The sequence below is a fragment of the Pseudomonas sp. GB2N2 genome (genome assembly GCF_054897705.1).
In genome coordinates this window covers 1,414,958-1,431,037 of the sequence record NZ_CM142701.1, presented here as the reverse complement: position 1 = coordinate 1,431,037, position 16,080 = coordinate 1,414,958, and the positions used below count along the sequence as shown (strand labels likewise).

Sequence of the window (16,080 nt, the reverse complement as noted above, 5' to 3'; positions counted from 1 at the left end):
CGACATACTCCGATGAATTTTTCCCAATTCTTCATTTCACGACCGATCTTTGCGGCGGTGCTGTCGCTGCTGATCCTGATCGCCGGGGCCATCTCGCTGTTCCAGTTGCCGATCAGCGAGTACCCGGAAGTCGTGCCGCCGACCGTTGTGGTCCGTGCCAACTTCCCGGGCGCCAACCCGAAAGTCATCGGTGAAACCGTGGCCGCTCCTCTGGAGCAAGCCATCACCGGCGTCGAGAACATGCTGTACATGTCCTCGCAATCCACCGCTGACGGCAAGATCACCCTGACCATCACCTTCGCGCTGGGCACGGACCTGGACAACGCGCAGGTGCAGGTGCAGAACCGCGTAACCCGGACCGAGCCGAAACTTCCAGAAGAAGTGACGCGCATCGGTATCACCGTGGACAAGGCCTCGCCCGACCTGACCATGGTTGTGCACTTGACCTCGCCGGACAAACGCTACGACATGCTGTACCTGTCCAACTACGCCTTGCTCAACATCAAGGATGAGTTGGCGCGTCTGGGCGGTGTCGGCGATGTGCAGCTGTTCGGCATGGGCGACTACTCCCTGCGGGTGTGGCTCGATCCGAACAAGACCGCTTCGCGCAACCTGACGGCCACCGATGTCGTGACCGCCATTCGTGAGCAGAATCGTCAAGTCGCGGCCGGTGCACTGGGCGCCCCGCCTGCGCCGAATGCCACCGCATTCCAGCTGTCGGTCAACACCCAAGGTCGACTGGTTTCCGAGGAAGAGTTCGAGAACATCATTGTTCGCTCCGGCGACAACGGTGAAATCACTCGCCTGAAAGACATTGCCCGCATCGAACTGGGCTCCAGCCAATACGCCCTGCGCTCCTTGCTCAACAACCAACCGGCTGTGGCGATTCCAATCTTCCAGCGCCCGGGTTCCAACGCGATCCAGATCTCCAACGAAGTGCGCGACAAGATGGCGGAGCTGAAAAAGAGCTTCCCCGAAGGCATGGACTTCAGCATTGTCTATGACCCGACGATCTTCGTGCGCGGTTCCATCGAAGCCGTGGTTCACACCCTGTTCGAAGCACTGATCCTGGTGGTTCTGGTGGTGATTCTGTTCCTGCAAACCTGGCGTGCCTCGATCATTCCATTGGTGGCAGTCCCGGTTTCGCTGATCGGTACGTTCGCGGTGATGCACCTGTTCGGCTTCTCGCTGAACGCCTTGTCACTGTTCGGCTTGGTGCTGGCCATCGGTATCGTGGTGGATGACGCCATCGTGGTGGTGGAGAACGTCGAGCGAAACATTGGACTCGGACTAACGCCCGTCGAAGCCACCAAGCGCGCCATGCGTGAAGTGACGGGGCCGATCATCGCCACGGCCCTCGTGCTGTGTGCTGTGTTTATCCCGGCGGCGTTCATTTCCGGACTGACCGGGCAGTTCTACAAACAGTTCGCCCTGACCATTGCGATCTCGACGGTGATTTCTGCCTTCAATTCGCTGACCCTGTCGCCGGCACTGGCGGCGGTACTGCTGAAAAGCCATGACGCGCCGAAAGACCGTTTCTCCAAGGTGCTCGACAAGATTTTCGGCGGCTGGTTGTTCCGTCCGTTCAACCGCTTCTTTGACAAGGCCAGCCACGGTTATGTCGGCACAGTCGCCCGGGTTATCCGCAGCAGCGGCATTGCCTTGGTGTTGTACGCAGGCTTGATGGTCCTGACGTTCTTCGGTTTCTCCAGCACCCCGAGCGGTTTCGTACCGGGCCAGGACAAGCAATACCTGGTGGCCTTCGCCCAACTGCCGGACGCTTCGAGCCTGGACCGTACCGAAGACGTGATCAAACGCATGTCCGACCTCGCGCTGAAACAGCCCGGCGTGGACAGTGCGGTGGCGTTCCCGGGCCTGTCGATCAACGGTTTCACCAACAGTCCTAACTCCGGCATCGTGTTTGTGACCCTCAAACCGTTCGACGAGCGCAAAGACCCGAGCATGTCCGCCGGCGCGATTGCCGGGGCATTGAACGGCCAGTTCGCCGGGATTCAAGAAGCCTACATGGCGATCTTCCCGCCGCCGCCGGTACAAGGCCTGGGCACCATCGGTGGTTTCCGCCTGCAGATCGAAGACCGGGGCAACCTCGGTTACGACGAGCTGTACAAAGAAACCATGAACATCATCACTAAGAGCCACAACGTACCGGAACTGGCCGCACTGTTCACCAGCTACACAGTGAACGTGCCGCAGGTCGATGCCGCCATTGACCGCGAAAAAGCCAAGACCCACGGCGTCGCCGTCAGCGACATCTTCGACACCCTGCAGATCTACCTGGGTTCGCTGTATGCCAACGACTTCAACCGCTTCGGTCGCACCTATCAGGTCAACGTTCAGGCCGAGCAACAGTTCCGCCTCGAACCGGATCAGATCGGTCAGCTGAAAGTGCGTAACAACAAAGGCGAGATGATCCCGCTGGCGACCTTCATCAAGGTCAGCGACACCTCGGGCCCGGACCGCGTGATGCACTACAACGGCTTCATCACCGCAGAAATCAACGGTGCGGCAGCCCCCGGCTACAGCTCCGGCCAGGCCGAAAAAGCCATCGAGAAACTGCTCAAGGAAGAACTTCCAAACGGCATGACCTACGAATGGACCGACCTGACCTACCAGCAGATTCTGTCCGGCAACACCGCGCTGTTCGTATTCCCGCTCTGCGTATTGCTGGCGTTCCTGGTACTCGCGGCACAGTACGAAAGCTGGAGCCTGCCACTGGCGGTGATCCTGATTGTTCCGATGACCCTGCTGTCGGCCATCGTCGGCGTTATTGCTTCGGGAGGCGACAACAACATCTTCACCCAGATCGGTTTGATCGTACTGGTGGGGCTTGCGTGTAAGAACGCGATTCTGATCGTCGAGTTTGCCAAGGACAAACAGCAGGACGAAGGTCTCAGCCCGCTCGCCGCGGTACTGGAAGCCTGCCGTCTGCGTCTGCGTCCGATCCTGATGACCTCTTTCGCGTTCATCATGGGTGTGGTGCCTCTGGTGTTCTCCAGCGGTGCCGGTGCCGAAATGCGTCACGCCATGGGTGTGGCGGTGTTCTCCGGGATGCTCGGGGTGACCTTCTTCGGTCTGTTGCTGACGCCGGTGTTCTACGTGTTGATTCGTAACTTTGTAGAGCGCGGTGAGAAACGCAAAGCGGCCAAGGCTCTTAAACTGGACAAGCCATTGGAGGCGCAGCAATGAGCCTGAAAGCCTTCCTGCCGAGCCTGCTGGTACTGGCCCTGAGTGCCTGCGCCGTCGGCCCCGACTACAAGACCCCGGCCACTGAACCGGCCGATATCACCGCCGCTACCGATGGCGCAGCCGGCCAGAAAAACTTCGACCGCTCGCGTTTCGAAGGCATCTGGTGGCAGCAGTTTGAAGACCCGCCCCTTAACCAGTTGGTCACTCAATCGCTGCAAGGCAACCGTGACTTGCGCGTCGCTTTCGCCCGCTGGAAAGCAGCCCGGGCGATTCGCGATGACGCCAGCAATGACGCCATGCCGACCATCACCAGCCGCGCCAGCAGCGACCTGGGCAAAGGTCAGATTCCGGGCCAGACCACCAAACGGGTGAATAGCGAACGTTATGACCTGGGTCTGGACATGGCGTGGGAACTGGACTTGTTCGGCCGGATTCAGCGCAATCTGGAATCCAGTGACGCCGAGCAGCAAGCGGCAGAAGCCGATCTGTACCAACTGCAAGTCAGCATGATTGCCGAACTGGTGGACGCCTACGGTCAACTGCGCGGTGCGCAACTGCGGGAAAAGATTGCCCTGGCCAACCTGAACAACCAGCAGGAATCGCGCAAGATTACCGAAAGCCTGCGCGATGCCGGCGTCGGCGATCAGCTCGATGTGGTCCGCGCCGATGCGCGCCTGGCCGCTGTCGAAGCCAGCGTCCCGCAATTGCAGGCCGAGCAGGTTCGTCAGAAAAACCGCATCGCCACCCTGCTGGGTGAACGGCCGGACAAACTGACCGTGGACCTCAGTCCGAAAGACTTGCCGGCGATTGCCAAGGCACTGCCGATCGGTGATCCGGGCGAATTGCTGCAACGTCGTCCGGACATTCTCAGCGCTGAGCGCAAACTGGCGTCGGCCACGGCGCGGATCGGCGTGGCCAAGGCGGATCTGTTTCCACGGGTCAGCCTCAGTGGCTTCCTCGGCTTTACCGCCGGGCGTGGTTCGCAGATCGGTTCCTCGGCGGCCAACGCCTGGGCGCTGGGCCCGAGCATTACCTGGGCCGCCTTCGATCTGGGCAGTGTCCGTGCCCGCTTGCGCGGCGCTGATGCCGATGCCGAAGGCGCCTTGGCGACCTACGAGCAGCAAGTGTTGCTGGCCCTCGAAGAATCCGAGAACGCTTTCAGCGATTACGGCAAACGCCAGCAACGCCTGATTTCGCTGATTCGTCAGAGTGAATCGAGCCGCGCGGCTGCCAACCTGGCGGAAATTCGCTACCGCGAAGGCTCGTCGGACTTCCTCGTTCTGCTCGACGCGCAACGCGAGCGTCTGGCGGCCGAAGACTCACAGGCCTTGGCTGAAACCGATCTGTACCGCGGCATCGTCGCGATCTACAAAGCCCTTGGTGGCGGCTGGCAACCGGAGACGGTCGCTAGCAAGTAACGCTTTATCGAGCTCTTTTGGTTGGCTCCAACCGACCAAATTTTTAGCCCCGCGCCTCATTCGGTCGTGGGGTTTTTTTTGCTGTCGAATCCACCGCCAATCCCCTGTAGGAGCGAGCCTGCTCGCGATGTACCTGAGAGCGCCGTGGAGTGTCAGGCTACTAGCGTTATCGTTGACTTCCATCGCGAGCAGGCTCGCTCCTACAGGGGTTTAGTGTTGGTTTTGATTTTTGTGAGTTTCCTCGACGGTCACGGTGGCCGTCGTTCCCGCCCGCAATTTGTTTTTGCCGGCATAGTCGTCATCAATCTTGATCCGCACCGGCACCCGTTGTGCCAGTTTCACCCAGGTGTAGCTCGGGTTGATGTTGGCAAGCAGGCGGCCGCCAGGGAGGTTTTCCCGGTCGGCGATGGCGAAAGCGATGCTTTGTACGGTGCCGCCAAAGCGTTCGCCACTCATCAATTCGATATCGACCCGGTCGCCCTCACCGATCCGCGGCAACTTGGTTTCTTCGAAGTAGCCGCTGATATAAAACGAATCGCTATCCACCAGCGCCAATAGCGGACCACCCGCAGTCGCGTAGTCGCCCTGGCGGGTCAGCAGATTGGTGACAAAACCGGTGACGGGCGATTCGACGCGGGTGCGTTGCAAGTCGAGTTCAGATTGAGTCAACGCGGCTGTGGCCAACTGCACATTGGCCTGCGCCAGAATCAGATTGGCCTGGTTACGTAGCAAATCGGCCTCGGCCACCGCGACATCGGTGTTGGATTTTTCCCACTCTTCGCCGGAAATCGCCGCGCGGTCCTTGAGCGTGCGGCGCCGACGCTCCTCGCTCTGACGCTGCTTGAGCAACGCCTGGCTGGCGACGATGGTCGCTTGCGATTGGCCGAGTGATGCTTTCGCCACTTCGACGGAACGCTTGGCATGTTCCACCGCCAGGGCGTAGCGCGCGGGGTCGATTTCCAGTAGCAACTGGCCCTTCTCCACATGCTGGTTATCCTGCACGCCGAGGCTGACGATGCGCCCCCCGACATCGGCGGACAAGGTCACCACATCCGCCCGCACCCGGGCGTCGCGGGTCCACGGCGCGCGGGTGTAGTGTTCCCAGGCAAACCAGCCGAGGACAAAGGCCAGCAGGACTATCGCCAGCGTCGTGAGTCGGGCAAGGATCTTCTTCAATGCATCAGGCTCCCATCAGCAGAATCAAGGTCGCGCATACACAGATGTACAACGCGCCCTCGAACAAGGCTTCATGCCACACCAATTGCAGCACGCCGACGCGTCGCAGAATCCAGTCGAGCGCGAGAAAAACCGGCAAGCCCAGCAGCAGCGCCTGAGCGATGGGGGGCAAGTACACACCGCCAATTTCCAGATCAATGGGCAAGGGCGGGCTCTCCTTCCAGTTGAGCGGGTTGAAAGCAGGCGCGGTAGCGCTCGAGGAACGACACCACGATCAACAGCGCCACGCGCATCCTGAAGACCGACCACAGGTGTTCGTGAACATCCAGATGCAAGTCGTCCATTTCATCGCCCAAGGCACGCAGGTTGTCGAGCAGCGGTTCAAGCTCAACGCCAGGCCGCCCGGCTACCCATCGTCCGGTTTCACGCACCGCGGCCAGTAAACGATTCGTTTGCTCCGAACTCAATAACGCGTTGGACTGGCCCTGTTGACGCAATTGATTCAACGCCACGCCAAGGGCCATGCAGCCGAGGCTGACTTCATACAGTTCCTTGGACTGCTTGTCCTGAGTGGCCGGCAACAAGCCCAACATCATGGTCAGTCGATCGACCATGCGACTTTCGAAGGCGAACTGTTGTTGATCGTTGGGGGGATTTTTCAGCAACGCGTTGACCTGCTCGCGATTCTCATTGAACAACCGGCGCATCCTCAAATCGGGGCGGAACGGGAAGATCAGCGAGTAAACACTGAGTGCCAATACGGCGGCGCAGATGTATGCACCGGCAAACTCGAACCACGCACCCGCCGAGTTTTGACCGACGCCGACGTTTTGTGGTCCTAGCAGCAACATCGTCGTTAGCCCGAGGCCAATGCCCGTGCCCGTGGTGGGCGGACTGGACAGCCCCACCGCGACCGCATACAGCAGCGGCACGAGCAGCAAGGCCAGCAGTTCGAAGTCACTGATCATCGGCACCAGCAGGAACAGGTAAAGCGCCGACGCCACCAGCGCCAACCCTAATCCTCTGGCGAAGCTTTGCGCCGCCAGTAAGGGGCGCGGAAATGTCGCCATCAGAGAACAGAGGATTCCCAGCACGATCATCCCGCCCCGGGCGCCGTCCCAAGCGGTTTCGATCCAGATAAGCCCCGCCACCATCAACGCCGTGAAGGCGCGGAAGGCGTTCATCGCCGCCAGCGTGTAATCCAGATGCAACGGATTTTCCTGGCCACGGAACATGCTACTGGCTGGACGTTCTTGCTGGATCGCGTCACTCAACTCGAGCATCTGCCCCAGTTGTTCGAGCATCCGCGCCTGCTCCCAACGCAGCGCCCAGGCCAGCGAGCGTAATGTGGCCGGCATGGTTTCGGTCAGTTGTTCAGCCTTGTAGGCCTGGTCATCGAAACGTTGTTGCAGCGCGGAAAAATCCTGGCGTGCCTCGCTCGACAGCGAACGGCCTTGCACGGCCAGTTGATCGAGAAAAGCCAATTCTTCGGCGCGCAGCAGCTGGATGTCCTCGGGAAGAGCACCCTTCCAGCGTTCCTTCAAAAGTTCTCGCTGGTGACGCAGGGCCGTTAGCCGCGAGGTCAACAGCACGAGCTGATTACCCAATAACTGCACCAGACCATTGGAGCGACGCAGACGTGGCGCGTCGTAATACAAATGCCGGCGCACGCCTTCCAGGGCACTGATCGCTCCCAACAATTGCATCTGCCGGCGCTGGAAATCCGCCTCGCTTTCTTCGGTGCGAATGACCGCAGCGGCATGGGTCGCCAGGAGCTTGATGACCTGGTCGATTTTGCGGAAATAGTCCCGCGCCACGGTTTCCGGGCGGGCGGTCAGCAGACTGACGACGCAGACGCACGCCACCGCCAGCAGGGTTTCGGTTACGCGGGTCACGGCCAGCAGAAACGTTCCGTCCTGATCGGGCACCGCCAGCAACGCCACGACCACCGCCGTATAGCCGCTCAAGACAAAGGCCTGGGAACTGGTGTAACGCAGCAAGGTGCCGCCGGCGGTACACAACGCCAGCCACAGGGCCAGGGTGGTTATGAACGGCAGCGGCGCCTGGGGGAAAATCGCCATGGTCAGCACCGCCACAATCGCCCCCACCGTCGTGCCGATGACCTGACCGAAGCTGCGTGCCAGCACCATGCCGCCCAACGGCTGGCTGATGATGACCACCGCCATGATCGACCATTTGGGCTGGTCGAGGTCGAACAGGAACGCCAGGTACAGCGTCAGCAGGCCGGCGGTGATGGTCCGCAAGGCAAACAACAACACCCCGGGACCGGGATGGAGGATTGCCTTGAAGTATTGCAGCAACGCTTGCATGGGAATGCTCGTCGACGTGTCTTCAGCAAGCGTAGCCACAGGATTGACGCCACGCATTGCCCTTGTAGAAGCGAGCTTGCTCACGATGGACGTGAGCGATTACGCGTGCTGCCGAATGAACGCATTGCCGCGGCGTTTTTGCCGAGCAAGCTCGCTTCTACAGGGGCGCGTACAAATCCCCGGTCGCGGTTCAACATATCCGAGACATTGAGGTGTTCGATTAATCCATCAAACCCCACTCACCCGGGTGCGCGAGAGGGACGGGCGATGCTTCAGCATGCAACTTCAGCCGCAAGCGCAAATTGTTCACCGAGTCCGCATATTTCAGCGCTTCCTCCTCATCAATCGCCCCTTCCACCACCAACCCATACAGCGCGTTATCGAACGTCTGCATACCCTGTTCAGTGGACTTGTCCATGATCCCCTTGAGTTCATCCAGCTCATTGCGCCGAATCAGGTCAGCGATGGTCGGCGTTCCCAGCATCACTTCCACCGCCGCCCTTCTTTGCCCGTCACGGGTGCGCACCAGGCGTTGGGACACGAACGCTTTCAGGTTGTTGGCCAAATCATGCAGCAGCTGCGCGCGCCGTTCCTCCGGGAAAAAGTTGATGATGCGGTCCAGCGCCTGATGGGCGTTGTGCGCATGCAACGTGGAAATCACCAGGTGCCCGGTGTCGGCAAAGGCCAGCGCATGTTCCATGGTTTCGCGATCGCGAATCTCGCCGATCAGCACCACGTCCGGCGCCTGGCGCAGGGTGTTCTTCAACGCCGCATGGAAACTGCGGGTGTCCACGCCGACCTCGCGCTGATTGATGATCGATTTTTTGTGGCGGTGGATGTACTCGACCGGGTCTTCGATGGTGATGATGTGACCGCTGCTGTGCTGGTTCCGGTAATCGATCAGCGCCGCCAGTGAGGTAGACTTGCCCGAATCGGTGGCACCGACAAAAAGCATCAGTCCTTGTTTGAGCATGACCATTTCCTGCAGTACTGCCGGCAGCTTGAGGTCTTCGAAACGCGGGATGTCGAGTTTAATGTTGCGCGCCACGATCGACACGTCGTTGCGCTGCTTGAAAATATTGACCCGAAAGCGTCCGATACCCGCCAACGAGATCGCCAGGTTCATCTCCAGTTCCCGATCGAACTCCAGCCGCTGCTCGGCGTCCATGATGGACGAGGCTATCGCGGCGATTGCACCCGGCTTGAACGGTTGGTCGCTCAAGGCTTTGAGCACGCCGTCGAACCGCGCGCTGGGTGGCGCACCGGTGGACAGGTACAGATCGGAGCCATTCTGGCTGGCCAGAACCTTCAACAGTGCATCGATTTCCATGGCAAAAAGTACCCGCGAAGCATTCAATGAACGACCGAAAACCGGTTATACAGCGTTTACCGCTCCAGCATAGTAGACGCCGCCACACTGACTGAGATGCAGGACACCTTGATGAACGCCACACCCTCCGGCAGCGATGCCCAGGCCTTGATTGCCCGACTGGACTGGACGCGCACCCCGCTCGGCGCCGCCAGTGCCTGGCCGCAGAGCCTGCGTACGGCGGTCGACATCGTGATTCATTCACCGATGCCGATGCTGTTGTTGTGGGGGCCGGAACTCACACAGATCTACAACGACGGCTTCGCCCTGCTCGCGGGCAGCAAGCATCCGCACGCTTTCGGACAACCGACACACCAGATTTGGCCAGAACTCAGAGACTTTACCGACCCGATTTACAGCGCCGTCCTACAGGGCCAGGTGCGGACTTACAGCGAACAGCGCTTCACCCTGCAACGCGAAGATGAAGATTCCGACTTCTGGCTGGATTTGACCTACAGCCCGATCCGCGATGAAAGCGCCGAGGTCGCTGGAATCCTGGTCACCGCCATCGAAACCAACGAGCGACGCCGCATCGCCCTCGAACTCGAGCAACGTTCTGCCGCGAGCCTGAAGGCCCAGCGCGAAACCGAGGAACGCCTGCAACTGGCGCTGGCCGCCACCGACGCCGTCGGCACCTGGGACTGGGACATCAGCGAGGACCGTTTCATCGCCGACGCGCATTTCGCCCAACTGCACGGCATCGACCCGCAACTCGCCAGCCAGTTACCGATCAGTGCTTACCTCGAGGCGGTGCACCCGGAAGACCGCTCGATGGTCACCCGCAGCATCAAGCATTGCATCACCCACGGCACCGAATACGCCGAGGAATATCGCCTGCTGCAAGCCGACGGCCAGTTGCGCTGGGTGTTTGCCCGGGGCCGCTGCTATAAGGATCACCATGGCCGGCCGATCCGCTTTCTCGGTGCTGCCCTCGACCTCACCGAGCGCAAACACACTGAACAGGCGTTGCGCCAGAGCCAGACCGAGCTGCAACTGATCATCAACGCCATGCCGATCCTGATCAGTTACGTCGACCGCGAGGAACGCTTTCGCCTGAACAATGCGGCGTATCTCGACTGGTACGGCTTGACGCCGCAGGAGCTCTACGGTCGGACCATTCTCGATGTGCTGGGTGAAGAGGCCTACGCCTTGCGTGCTGAATACATCGTCGAGGCGCTGGCGGGTAAAACCTGTTGTTTCAGCGTCCGTGCGCAGCACCGGGACGGCACCATCCGCCAGGCTTTAATGAATTATCTGCCGCGTTTCGGCCCGGATGGCGCGGTCAACGGCTTCTACATCTTTGTCATCGACGAGACCGAGCGCAAGCAGACCGAGGAAGCGCTGCGCAACCTCAACGACACCCTCGAAGAGCGCGTTGGCGCGCGCACCCAGCAATTGGCCGAAGCCAACCAGCGCCTGCAAAACGAGATGTTCGAGCGTGAACGTGCCGAAGACGCGCTACGCCACGCGCAAAAAATGGAAGCGGTCGGCCAGCTCACCGGCGGCATCGCCCATGACTTCAACAACATGCTCACCGGGATCATCGGCAGCCTCGACCTGATGCAGCGCTATATCGCCGAGGGGCGCGCCGCCGAGATCGGTCGGTTCACCGACGCAGCGGTGTCGTCCGCCAACCGCGCGGCCGCCCTGACCCATCGACTGCTGGCGTTTTCCCGGCGCCAGTCGCTGGATCGCAAACCGCTGAACGCCAACGAGCTGATTCATTCACTCGAAGACCTGCTCAGCCGCACCAAGGGCGACCACATCCAGTTGAAACTGCAACTGATCGATGACGTCTGGCCGGTCAGCACCGATCTCAGCCAACTGGAAAACGCGCTACTCAACCTGGTGATCAACGCCCGTGACGCCATGCCCGACGGCGGCGAACTGTTGATCGAAACCGCCAACGTCTACCTCGACAGCGAAAACCTCGTGCCCCTGGAATCGGTCAAGTCCGGGGATTACATGATGATTGCCGTCAGCGACAACGGCACGGGCATGACGCCTTCGGTGCTGGCGAAGGCTTTCGATCCGTTTTTCACCACCAAACCCATCGGCCAGGGCACCGGGCTTGGTTTGTCGATGATTTATGGCTTCGCCCAGCAATCGGGCGGCCACGTCAGCCTCGACAGCGTGCCGGGCCAAGGCACCTGCGTTCGCCTGTACCTGCCGCGGCTGCATGACGTGGAACCGGAAAACACCCTGATGCCCTTCAGCGGTGCGGCGCCCGCAGCGATTGCCGGTGAAACCGTGGTGCTGGTGGAAGATGATCCGGCGGTGCGCATGCTGGTGCTCGACCTGCTCAACGAGCTGGGGTATCACGCCCACGAAGCCGAAGACGCGAAGACCGCCCTGCCCTTGCTCGAGTCCGATTTGCGGGTTGATCTGCTGGTGACTGATGTCGGGCTGCCGGGTATGAACGGTCGGCAACTGGCAGAAATTGCCCGCCAGCACCGGCCGCATCTCAAAGTACTGTTCATGACCGGTTACGCGGAGAATGCGACGGAGCGTCAGGTATTCCTCGAGGAAGGCATGGACATGGTGGCCAAACCGTTTTCCATTGACCTGCTGGCCAACAAGATTCGCGCGATGATCGGCCAACCCGAGTGAGTTGAGGCATAATCGCGCGCCCTGACGTCACCACCGTTACAAGGTACTTGCCGCAATGAAAGCTCAAGCCCGCCATATTCTGGTGAAAACCTCGGAAGAAGCCGAGCAGCTCAAACAACGCATCGCCAAGGGTGAAGCCTTCGATGTGCTGGCCAAGAAATACTCCACCTGCCCCTCCGGAAAACGCGGCGGTGACTTGGGTGAAGTGCGGCCGGGGCAGATGGTCGGTGTCATTGACGCGGTGATCTTCAAGAAACCGTTGCGGGTGGTGCATGGGCCGATCAAGAGCAAATTTGGCTATCACCTGGTGCAGGTGTTTTACCGGGATTAATTGGTTGGCTTAATGGCCCCATCGCGAGCAGCAGGCGGCCATCCAACACCTATCGGGGAATCAACGCCCCCGGCACCTGAATCACCTGACTCGCCAACCGATGCCCCGCCTCTGCGGCTTCCACCGGGCTCCCGCCCTTCAGTCGACTGGCCAAATACGCCGCACTGAACGAATCCCCCGCCGCCGTCGTGTCGATAACATGCTCGACCTTCTGCGCCGGCACCTCGAACGCCTCCCCGGCACAACGAATCAGGCATGCCTCGGCCCCCCGCTTGAGCACCACTTCCGGCGTCCCGATCTGTTCATAAGCGGCAAACACCGCCTCGCAATCGGAAAAATGGAACAGCGCCTGCTCGTCATCCACCGTCAGCAACGCCAGATCGACATACGGGAGCACACTGCGGTACGCCGCCCGCGCTTCTTCGATCGATGCCCACAAGCGTGGCCGGTAATTGTTGTCGAAAACAATCCGCGCATCTCGCTGCCGTGCCTCGATCAAGGTTTCCAGCAGCTTTTCCCGCCCCTGTACGCCCAGCACCGCGAGGGTGATGCCACTGAAATAGAGCACGTCGTAATCCGGCAGCGCCTTCAGAATCGGCGCTGCCGCCGGGGTGGTGAAGCAATCGCGGACCGCCGCTTCGTTGCGCCAGTAGAGAAAGCGCCGTTCGCCAGCGGCGTCGGTCTGGATGCAGTACAAACCGGGCAAACGCCCAGGCAAACGCTGGACCCTGTCCAGGCCGATATTTTCGTTGGCCCAGCTCTGGCACATGGCGTCGCTGAAACTGTCATCGCCCAGGGCGGTGACGTAATCCACCGAACCGCCTCCGCCGAGTTCACGGGACAGATAGACCGCGGTATTCAAGGTGTCGCCGCCGAAGCTTTGTTGCAGGCTGCCGTCGGCGCGCTGCTGCAGCTCGATCATGCATTCGCCGATCAGGGCGATGCGCGGGGTGTTGGGGCCGAGGGTGCTGATGGTGCTGATGGTGTTCATGAGTGTGGTGTCTCTGGGCGTTCGGTGGTGTCTGGGCGATGGCCGCACCTAGGTCTAAACCTTAGAAACAGGTTTCCATGGTTTCGATGACATTCAACTGCTCATCCACCAGGCACCCGGTGCGCCACTTGTCGAACGTCAGGCACGGGTGCGAAGTGCCGAACGAAATAATATCGCCCACCCGCAATTCAATCCCCGGCGCCACGGTCATGAACGCATGCTGGTCCATCACCGCCGTCACCTTGCACGCGCCGACATCATCGCCGGTCGCTGGCACCACGCCGGCCTTGTAACGCAGCAATGGCACCGGCATGCCGGCGTCATAAGCGACGTCGCGTTTGCCCAGTGCGATCACCGCGAAGCCCGGCTCCGGAAGCGATTGCACATGCGCCCAGACTTCCAGCGCCGGGCGCAGACCTTCGTGCAAATCACTGCGACGATCCAGTACGCAGCATTGCGCCTCTTTATAGATGCCATGGTCGTGCGCCACGTAGCTGCCGGGGCGCAATACGCTGAGGAAGCGTCCAGCGGCGTTCTGCGCTTCGAACGATTCGGCGATCAGGTCGTACCAGGCTGAACCCGACGCGGTAACGATCGGCTTGGCGATGGCGAACGCGCCACTGTCCTGCAACTGCACGGCCAGACGCACCAGCGAGGCAGCAAATTCACGGATACCGCTGACGGCATGATCGCCGTGAATCACGCCCTCGTAGCCTTCGATCCCGGTCAGCGCGAGTGCCGGTTGCGCATTGATGGCCTTGGCCAAGGCCACCACCTCGGCCTCGCTGCGGCAACCGCAACGACCGCCGACCACACCGTACTCGATCATCACGTTCAGGCGCACCCCACGCGAGGCGAAGTACGCACCGAGGTCAGCAACGTTGTCCGGGTGATCGACCATGCAATGAAAATCGAACGTCGGGTCCGCCAGCAGATCGGCGATCAGTGCCATGTTCGGCGTGCCGACCAATTGGTTGGCCATCAGCACCCGACGCACGCCATGGGCATACGCCGCGCGGGTTTGCGTGGCGCTGGCCAGCGTGATGCCCCAGGCGCCGGCATCGAGTTGGCGGCGAAACAGTGCCGGGGTCATGCTGGTCTTGCCGTGGGGCGCGAGTTCGGCGCCGCTGTTGCTGACGAACGCCTGCATCCAGCGAATGTTGTGCTCCAGGGCTTCGCGGTGCAGCACCAGGGCCGGCAGGCTGACGTCGCGGACCAGATGGGCGCCGGTCTGGGCAAAACCCTTTTCCACGGCGGCAGTATTTTGGGCGGTAGACATGGTCGAACTCCTCACATTCGCGGCCGCAGGCAGCCGCGGTTACTCGTTGATACGCCGGGCAAGGCTGTTGGCGCTGTCGATCAGCACCCGGCGATAGTCGTTGTAATTGTTCTTCGCATCGGCACGTGGCGCGACGATGCACAGGGTCGCAATGGCAATGCCGTTCGGGTCTTTGACCGGCGCGGCGAAGCAGTGGGTAAAGGTGTCGGCGACGCTATCGAAGGAGAAAAAACCGTCGGTACCGGCCTGACGGATTTCACCCAGGAACTGCTCAAGCGGCAGGCGTTCGCCGTTGGGCAGAATGAAGTCATCGTGGTCGATCAGGTCGATGATGGCCTGGTCGCTCAGGTGCGACAGGAGCAGGCGTCCGGACGCGGTCCACGGGATCGGGGCGTTTTCGCCGATGTCCGAGGAAATACGAAAATGCCGCTCACCCTCTTTCATTAAAGCCACTGTGTATTTGCGCCCGTTGAGCAGGCACATCTGCGCGGTTTCACGGGTCTGGCTGACGATTTCCTGCAAGGCATGATCGGCTTCGCGGGTCAGGTCGAAGTGACGCAAGTGCGCCTGCCCGAGGAAGTACAACTGACGGCCGAGGTAAACGTGACCTTCCTTGCCCACGGGTTCGAGGATGCGCCGTTCCAGCAGCGAGGCCACCAATTCGTAGACCGTGGATTTCGGGCTGCCGATGCCGCTGGCAATATCGTTCGGACGCAGGGGTTGCCCGATTTCCTTGAGAAAATCGAGGATATCGAACGCCCGGTCCAGACCGCGTGCCCGGCGCTTGATGGTGTCTTCGGTCATGTCAGTGTTTCCCAATCAAATTCGCCGGGGAGTTTAACCAGAGTGCAGCGGTGACCGTTAGGCCGCCATCGCCGGCAAGCCGGCGCCCACAGGTTTTGTAGTTGCCGCCCATTGCGCATACGACACCCATCCTGTGGAAGCGTGGCTTGCCCGCGCGATGGGGCCGACTCGGTTCAGGCCTTTTTCTTGTACGCGATGCAGTCGATCTCGACCTTGCAATCCACCATCATGTTCGCCTGCACGCACGCGCGGGCCGGGGCGTGCTCGGGTTTGAAGTACTCGGAGAAGACCTTGTTGAAACTGGTGAAATCCCGTGGATCTTCCAGCCACACCCCGGCACGCACCACGTCTTCGAGGCCATAACCAGCCTCTTCGAGAATCGCGATCAGGTTCTTCATGGTCTGGTGGGTCTGCTCGACGATTCCGCCAGCAATGATCTCGCCATCCAACGCCGGCACCTGGCCGGACACGTGTAGCCAGCCATCGGCTTCAACGGCGCGGGCGAAAGGACGAGGCGTACCGCCAGCGGCGTTACTGCCGGTGCCGAAACGAGTAATGCTCATGG

Annotated in this window: 12 protein-coding genes; 4 read left to right on the top strand and 8 right to left on the bottom strand. The window is 60.7% G+C overall.

The window, feature by feature from the left end:
• Nucleotides 1-12 precede the first annotated feature (12 nt).
• On the top strand, nt 13-3,207 hold the full coding sequence (locus ACYZT4_RS06570) for an efflux RND transporter permease subunit (protein WP_461986252.1): 3,195 nt from the start codon (nt 13-15) through the stop codon (nt 3,205-3,207).
• Nucleotides 3,204-4,625, top strand: a complete 1,422-nt coding sequence (locus tag ACYZT4_RS06565) for an efflux transporter outer membrane subunit (protein ID WP_461986250.1) — start codon at nt 3,204-3,206, stop codon at nt 4,623-4,625. Before ACYZT4_RS06570 ends, ACYZT4_RS06565 begins: the two co-directional genes overlap by 4 nt.
• 210 nt (nt 4,626-4,835) lie before the next feature.
• On the opposite strand, the gene ACYZT4_RS06560 is transcribed toward ACYZT4_RS06565, so the two are convergent.
• The 4 genes from ACYZT4_RS06560 to ACYZT4_RS06545 form a co-directional block, all read right to left on the bottom strand.
• Complete coding sequence (locus tag ACYZT4_RS06560) at nt 4,836-5,801, bottom strand: HlyD family secretion protein (RefSeq protein ID WP_461986248.1); 966 nt, start codon at nt 5,799-5,801, stop codon at nt 4,836-4,838.
• Between the two features lie 4 nt (nt 5,802-5,805).
• Entirely contained in the window at nt 5,806-6,006 is a 201-nt protein-coding gene (locus ACYZT4_RS06555; protein ID WP_461986246.1) for a DUF1656 domain-containing protein, read from the bottom strand.
• The gene (locus tag ACYZT4_RS06550) at nt 5,996-8,131 is read right to left on the bottom strand and encodes an FUSC family protein (RefSeq protein ID WP_461986244.1); all 2,136 of its coding nucleotides are present in this window, start codon (nt 8,129-8,131) and stop codon (nt 5,996-5,998) included. The genes ACYZT4_RS06555 and ACYZT4_RS06550 overlap by 11 nt, the downstream gene beginning before the upstream one ends.
• A 220-nt stretch (nt 8,132-8,351) precedes the next feature.
• Nucleotides 8,352-9,461, bottom strand: coding sequence for a PilT/PilU family type 4a pilus ATPase (locus ACYZT4_RS06545; protein WP_461986242.1), 1,110 nt, complete (start codon nt 9,459-9,461; stop codon nt 8,352-8,354).
• Between the two features lie 111 nt (nt 9,462-9,572).
• On the opposite strand from ACYZT4_RS06545, the gene ACYZT4_RS06540 reads away from it, so the two are divergent.
• Nucleotides 9,573-12,110, top strand: coding sequence for a PAS domain-containing hybrid sensor histidine kinase/response regulator (locus tag ACYZT4_RS06540; protein ID WP_461986240.1), 2,538 nt, complete (start codon nt 9,573-9,575; stop codon nt 12,108-12,110).
• Nucleotides 12,111-12,165: 55 nt separating this feature from the next.
• Nucleotides 12,166-12,441, top strand: coding sequence for a peptidylprolyl isomerase (locus ACYZT4_RS06535; RefSeq protein WP_007898282.1), 276 nt, complete (start codon nt 12,166-12,168; stop codon nt 12,439-12,441).
• 49 nt (nt 12,442-12,490) lie between these two features.
• Here ACYZT4_RS06535 and ACYZT4_RS06530 read toward each other — a convergent pair whose 3' ends face one another.
• The 4 genes from ACYZT4_RS06530 to ACYZT4_RS06515 form a co-directional block, all read right to left on the bottom strand.
• Nucleotides 12,491-13,423, bottom strand: coding sequence for a sugar kinase (locus tag ACYZT4_RS06530; RefSeq protein ID WP_461988568.1), 933 nt, complete (start codon nt 13,421-13,423; stop codon nt 12,491-12,493).
• 70 nt (nt 13,424-13,493) lie between these two features.
• Nucleotides 13,494-14,711, bottom strand: a complete 1,218-nt coding sequence (locus tag ACYZT4_RS06525) for an amino acid deaminase (protein WP_461986238.1) — start codon at nt 14,709-14,711, stop codon at nt 13,494-13,496.
• Nucleotides 14,712-14,750: 39 nt separating this feature from the next.
• Nucleotides 14,751-15,515 carry an IclR family transcriptional regulator gene (locus ACYZT4_RS06520; protein ID WP_461986236.1) on the bottom strand — a complete coding sequence of 255 codons (765 nt, stop codon included), beginning with the start codon at nt 15,513-15,515 and terminating at the stop codon, nt 14,751-14,753.
• A gap of 173 nt (nt 15,516-15,688) precedes the next feature.
• The gene (locus tag ACYZT4_RS06515; protein ID WP_461986234.1) at nt 15,689-16,078 is read right to left on the bottom strand and encodes a RidA family protein; all 390 of its coding nucleotides are present in this window, start codon (nt 16,076-16,078) and stop codon (nt 15,689-15,691) included.
• Between the last annotated feature and the right edge of the window lie 2 nt (nt 16,079-16,080).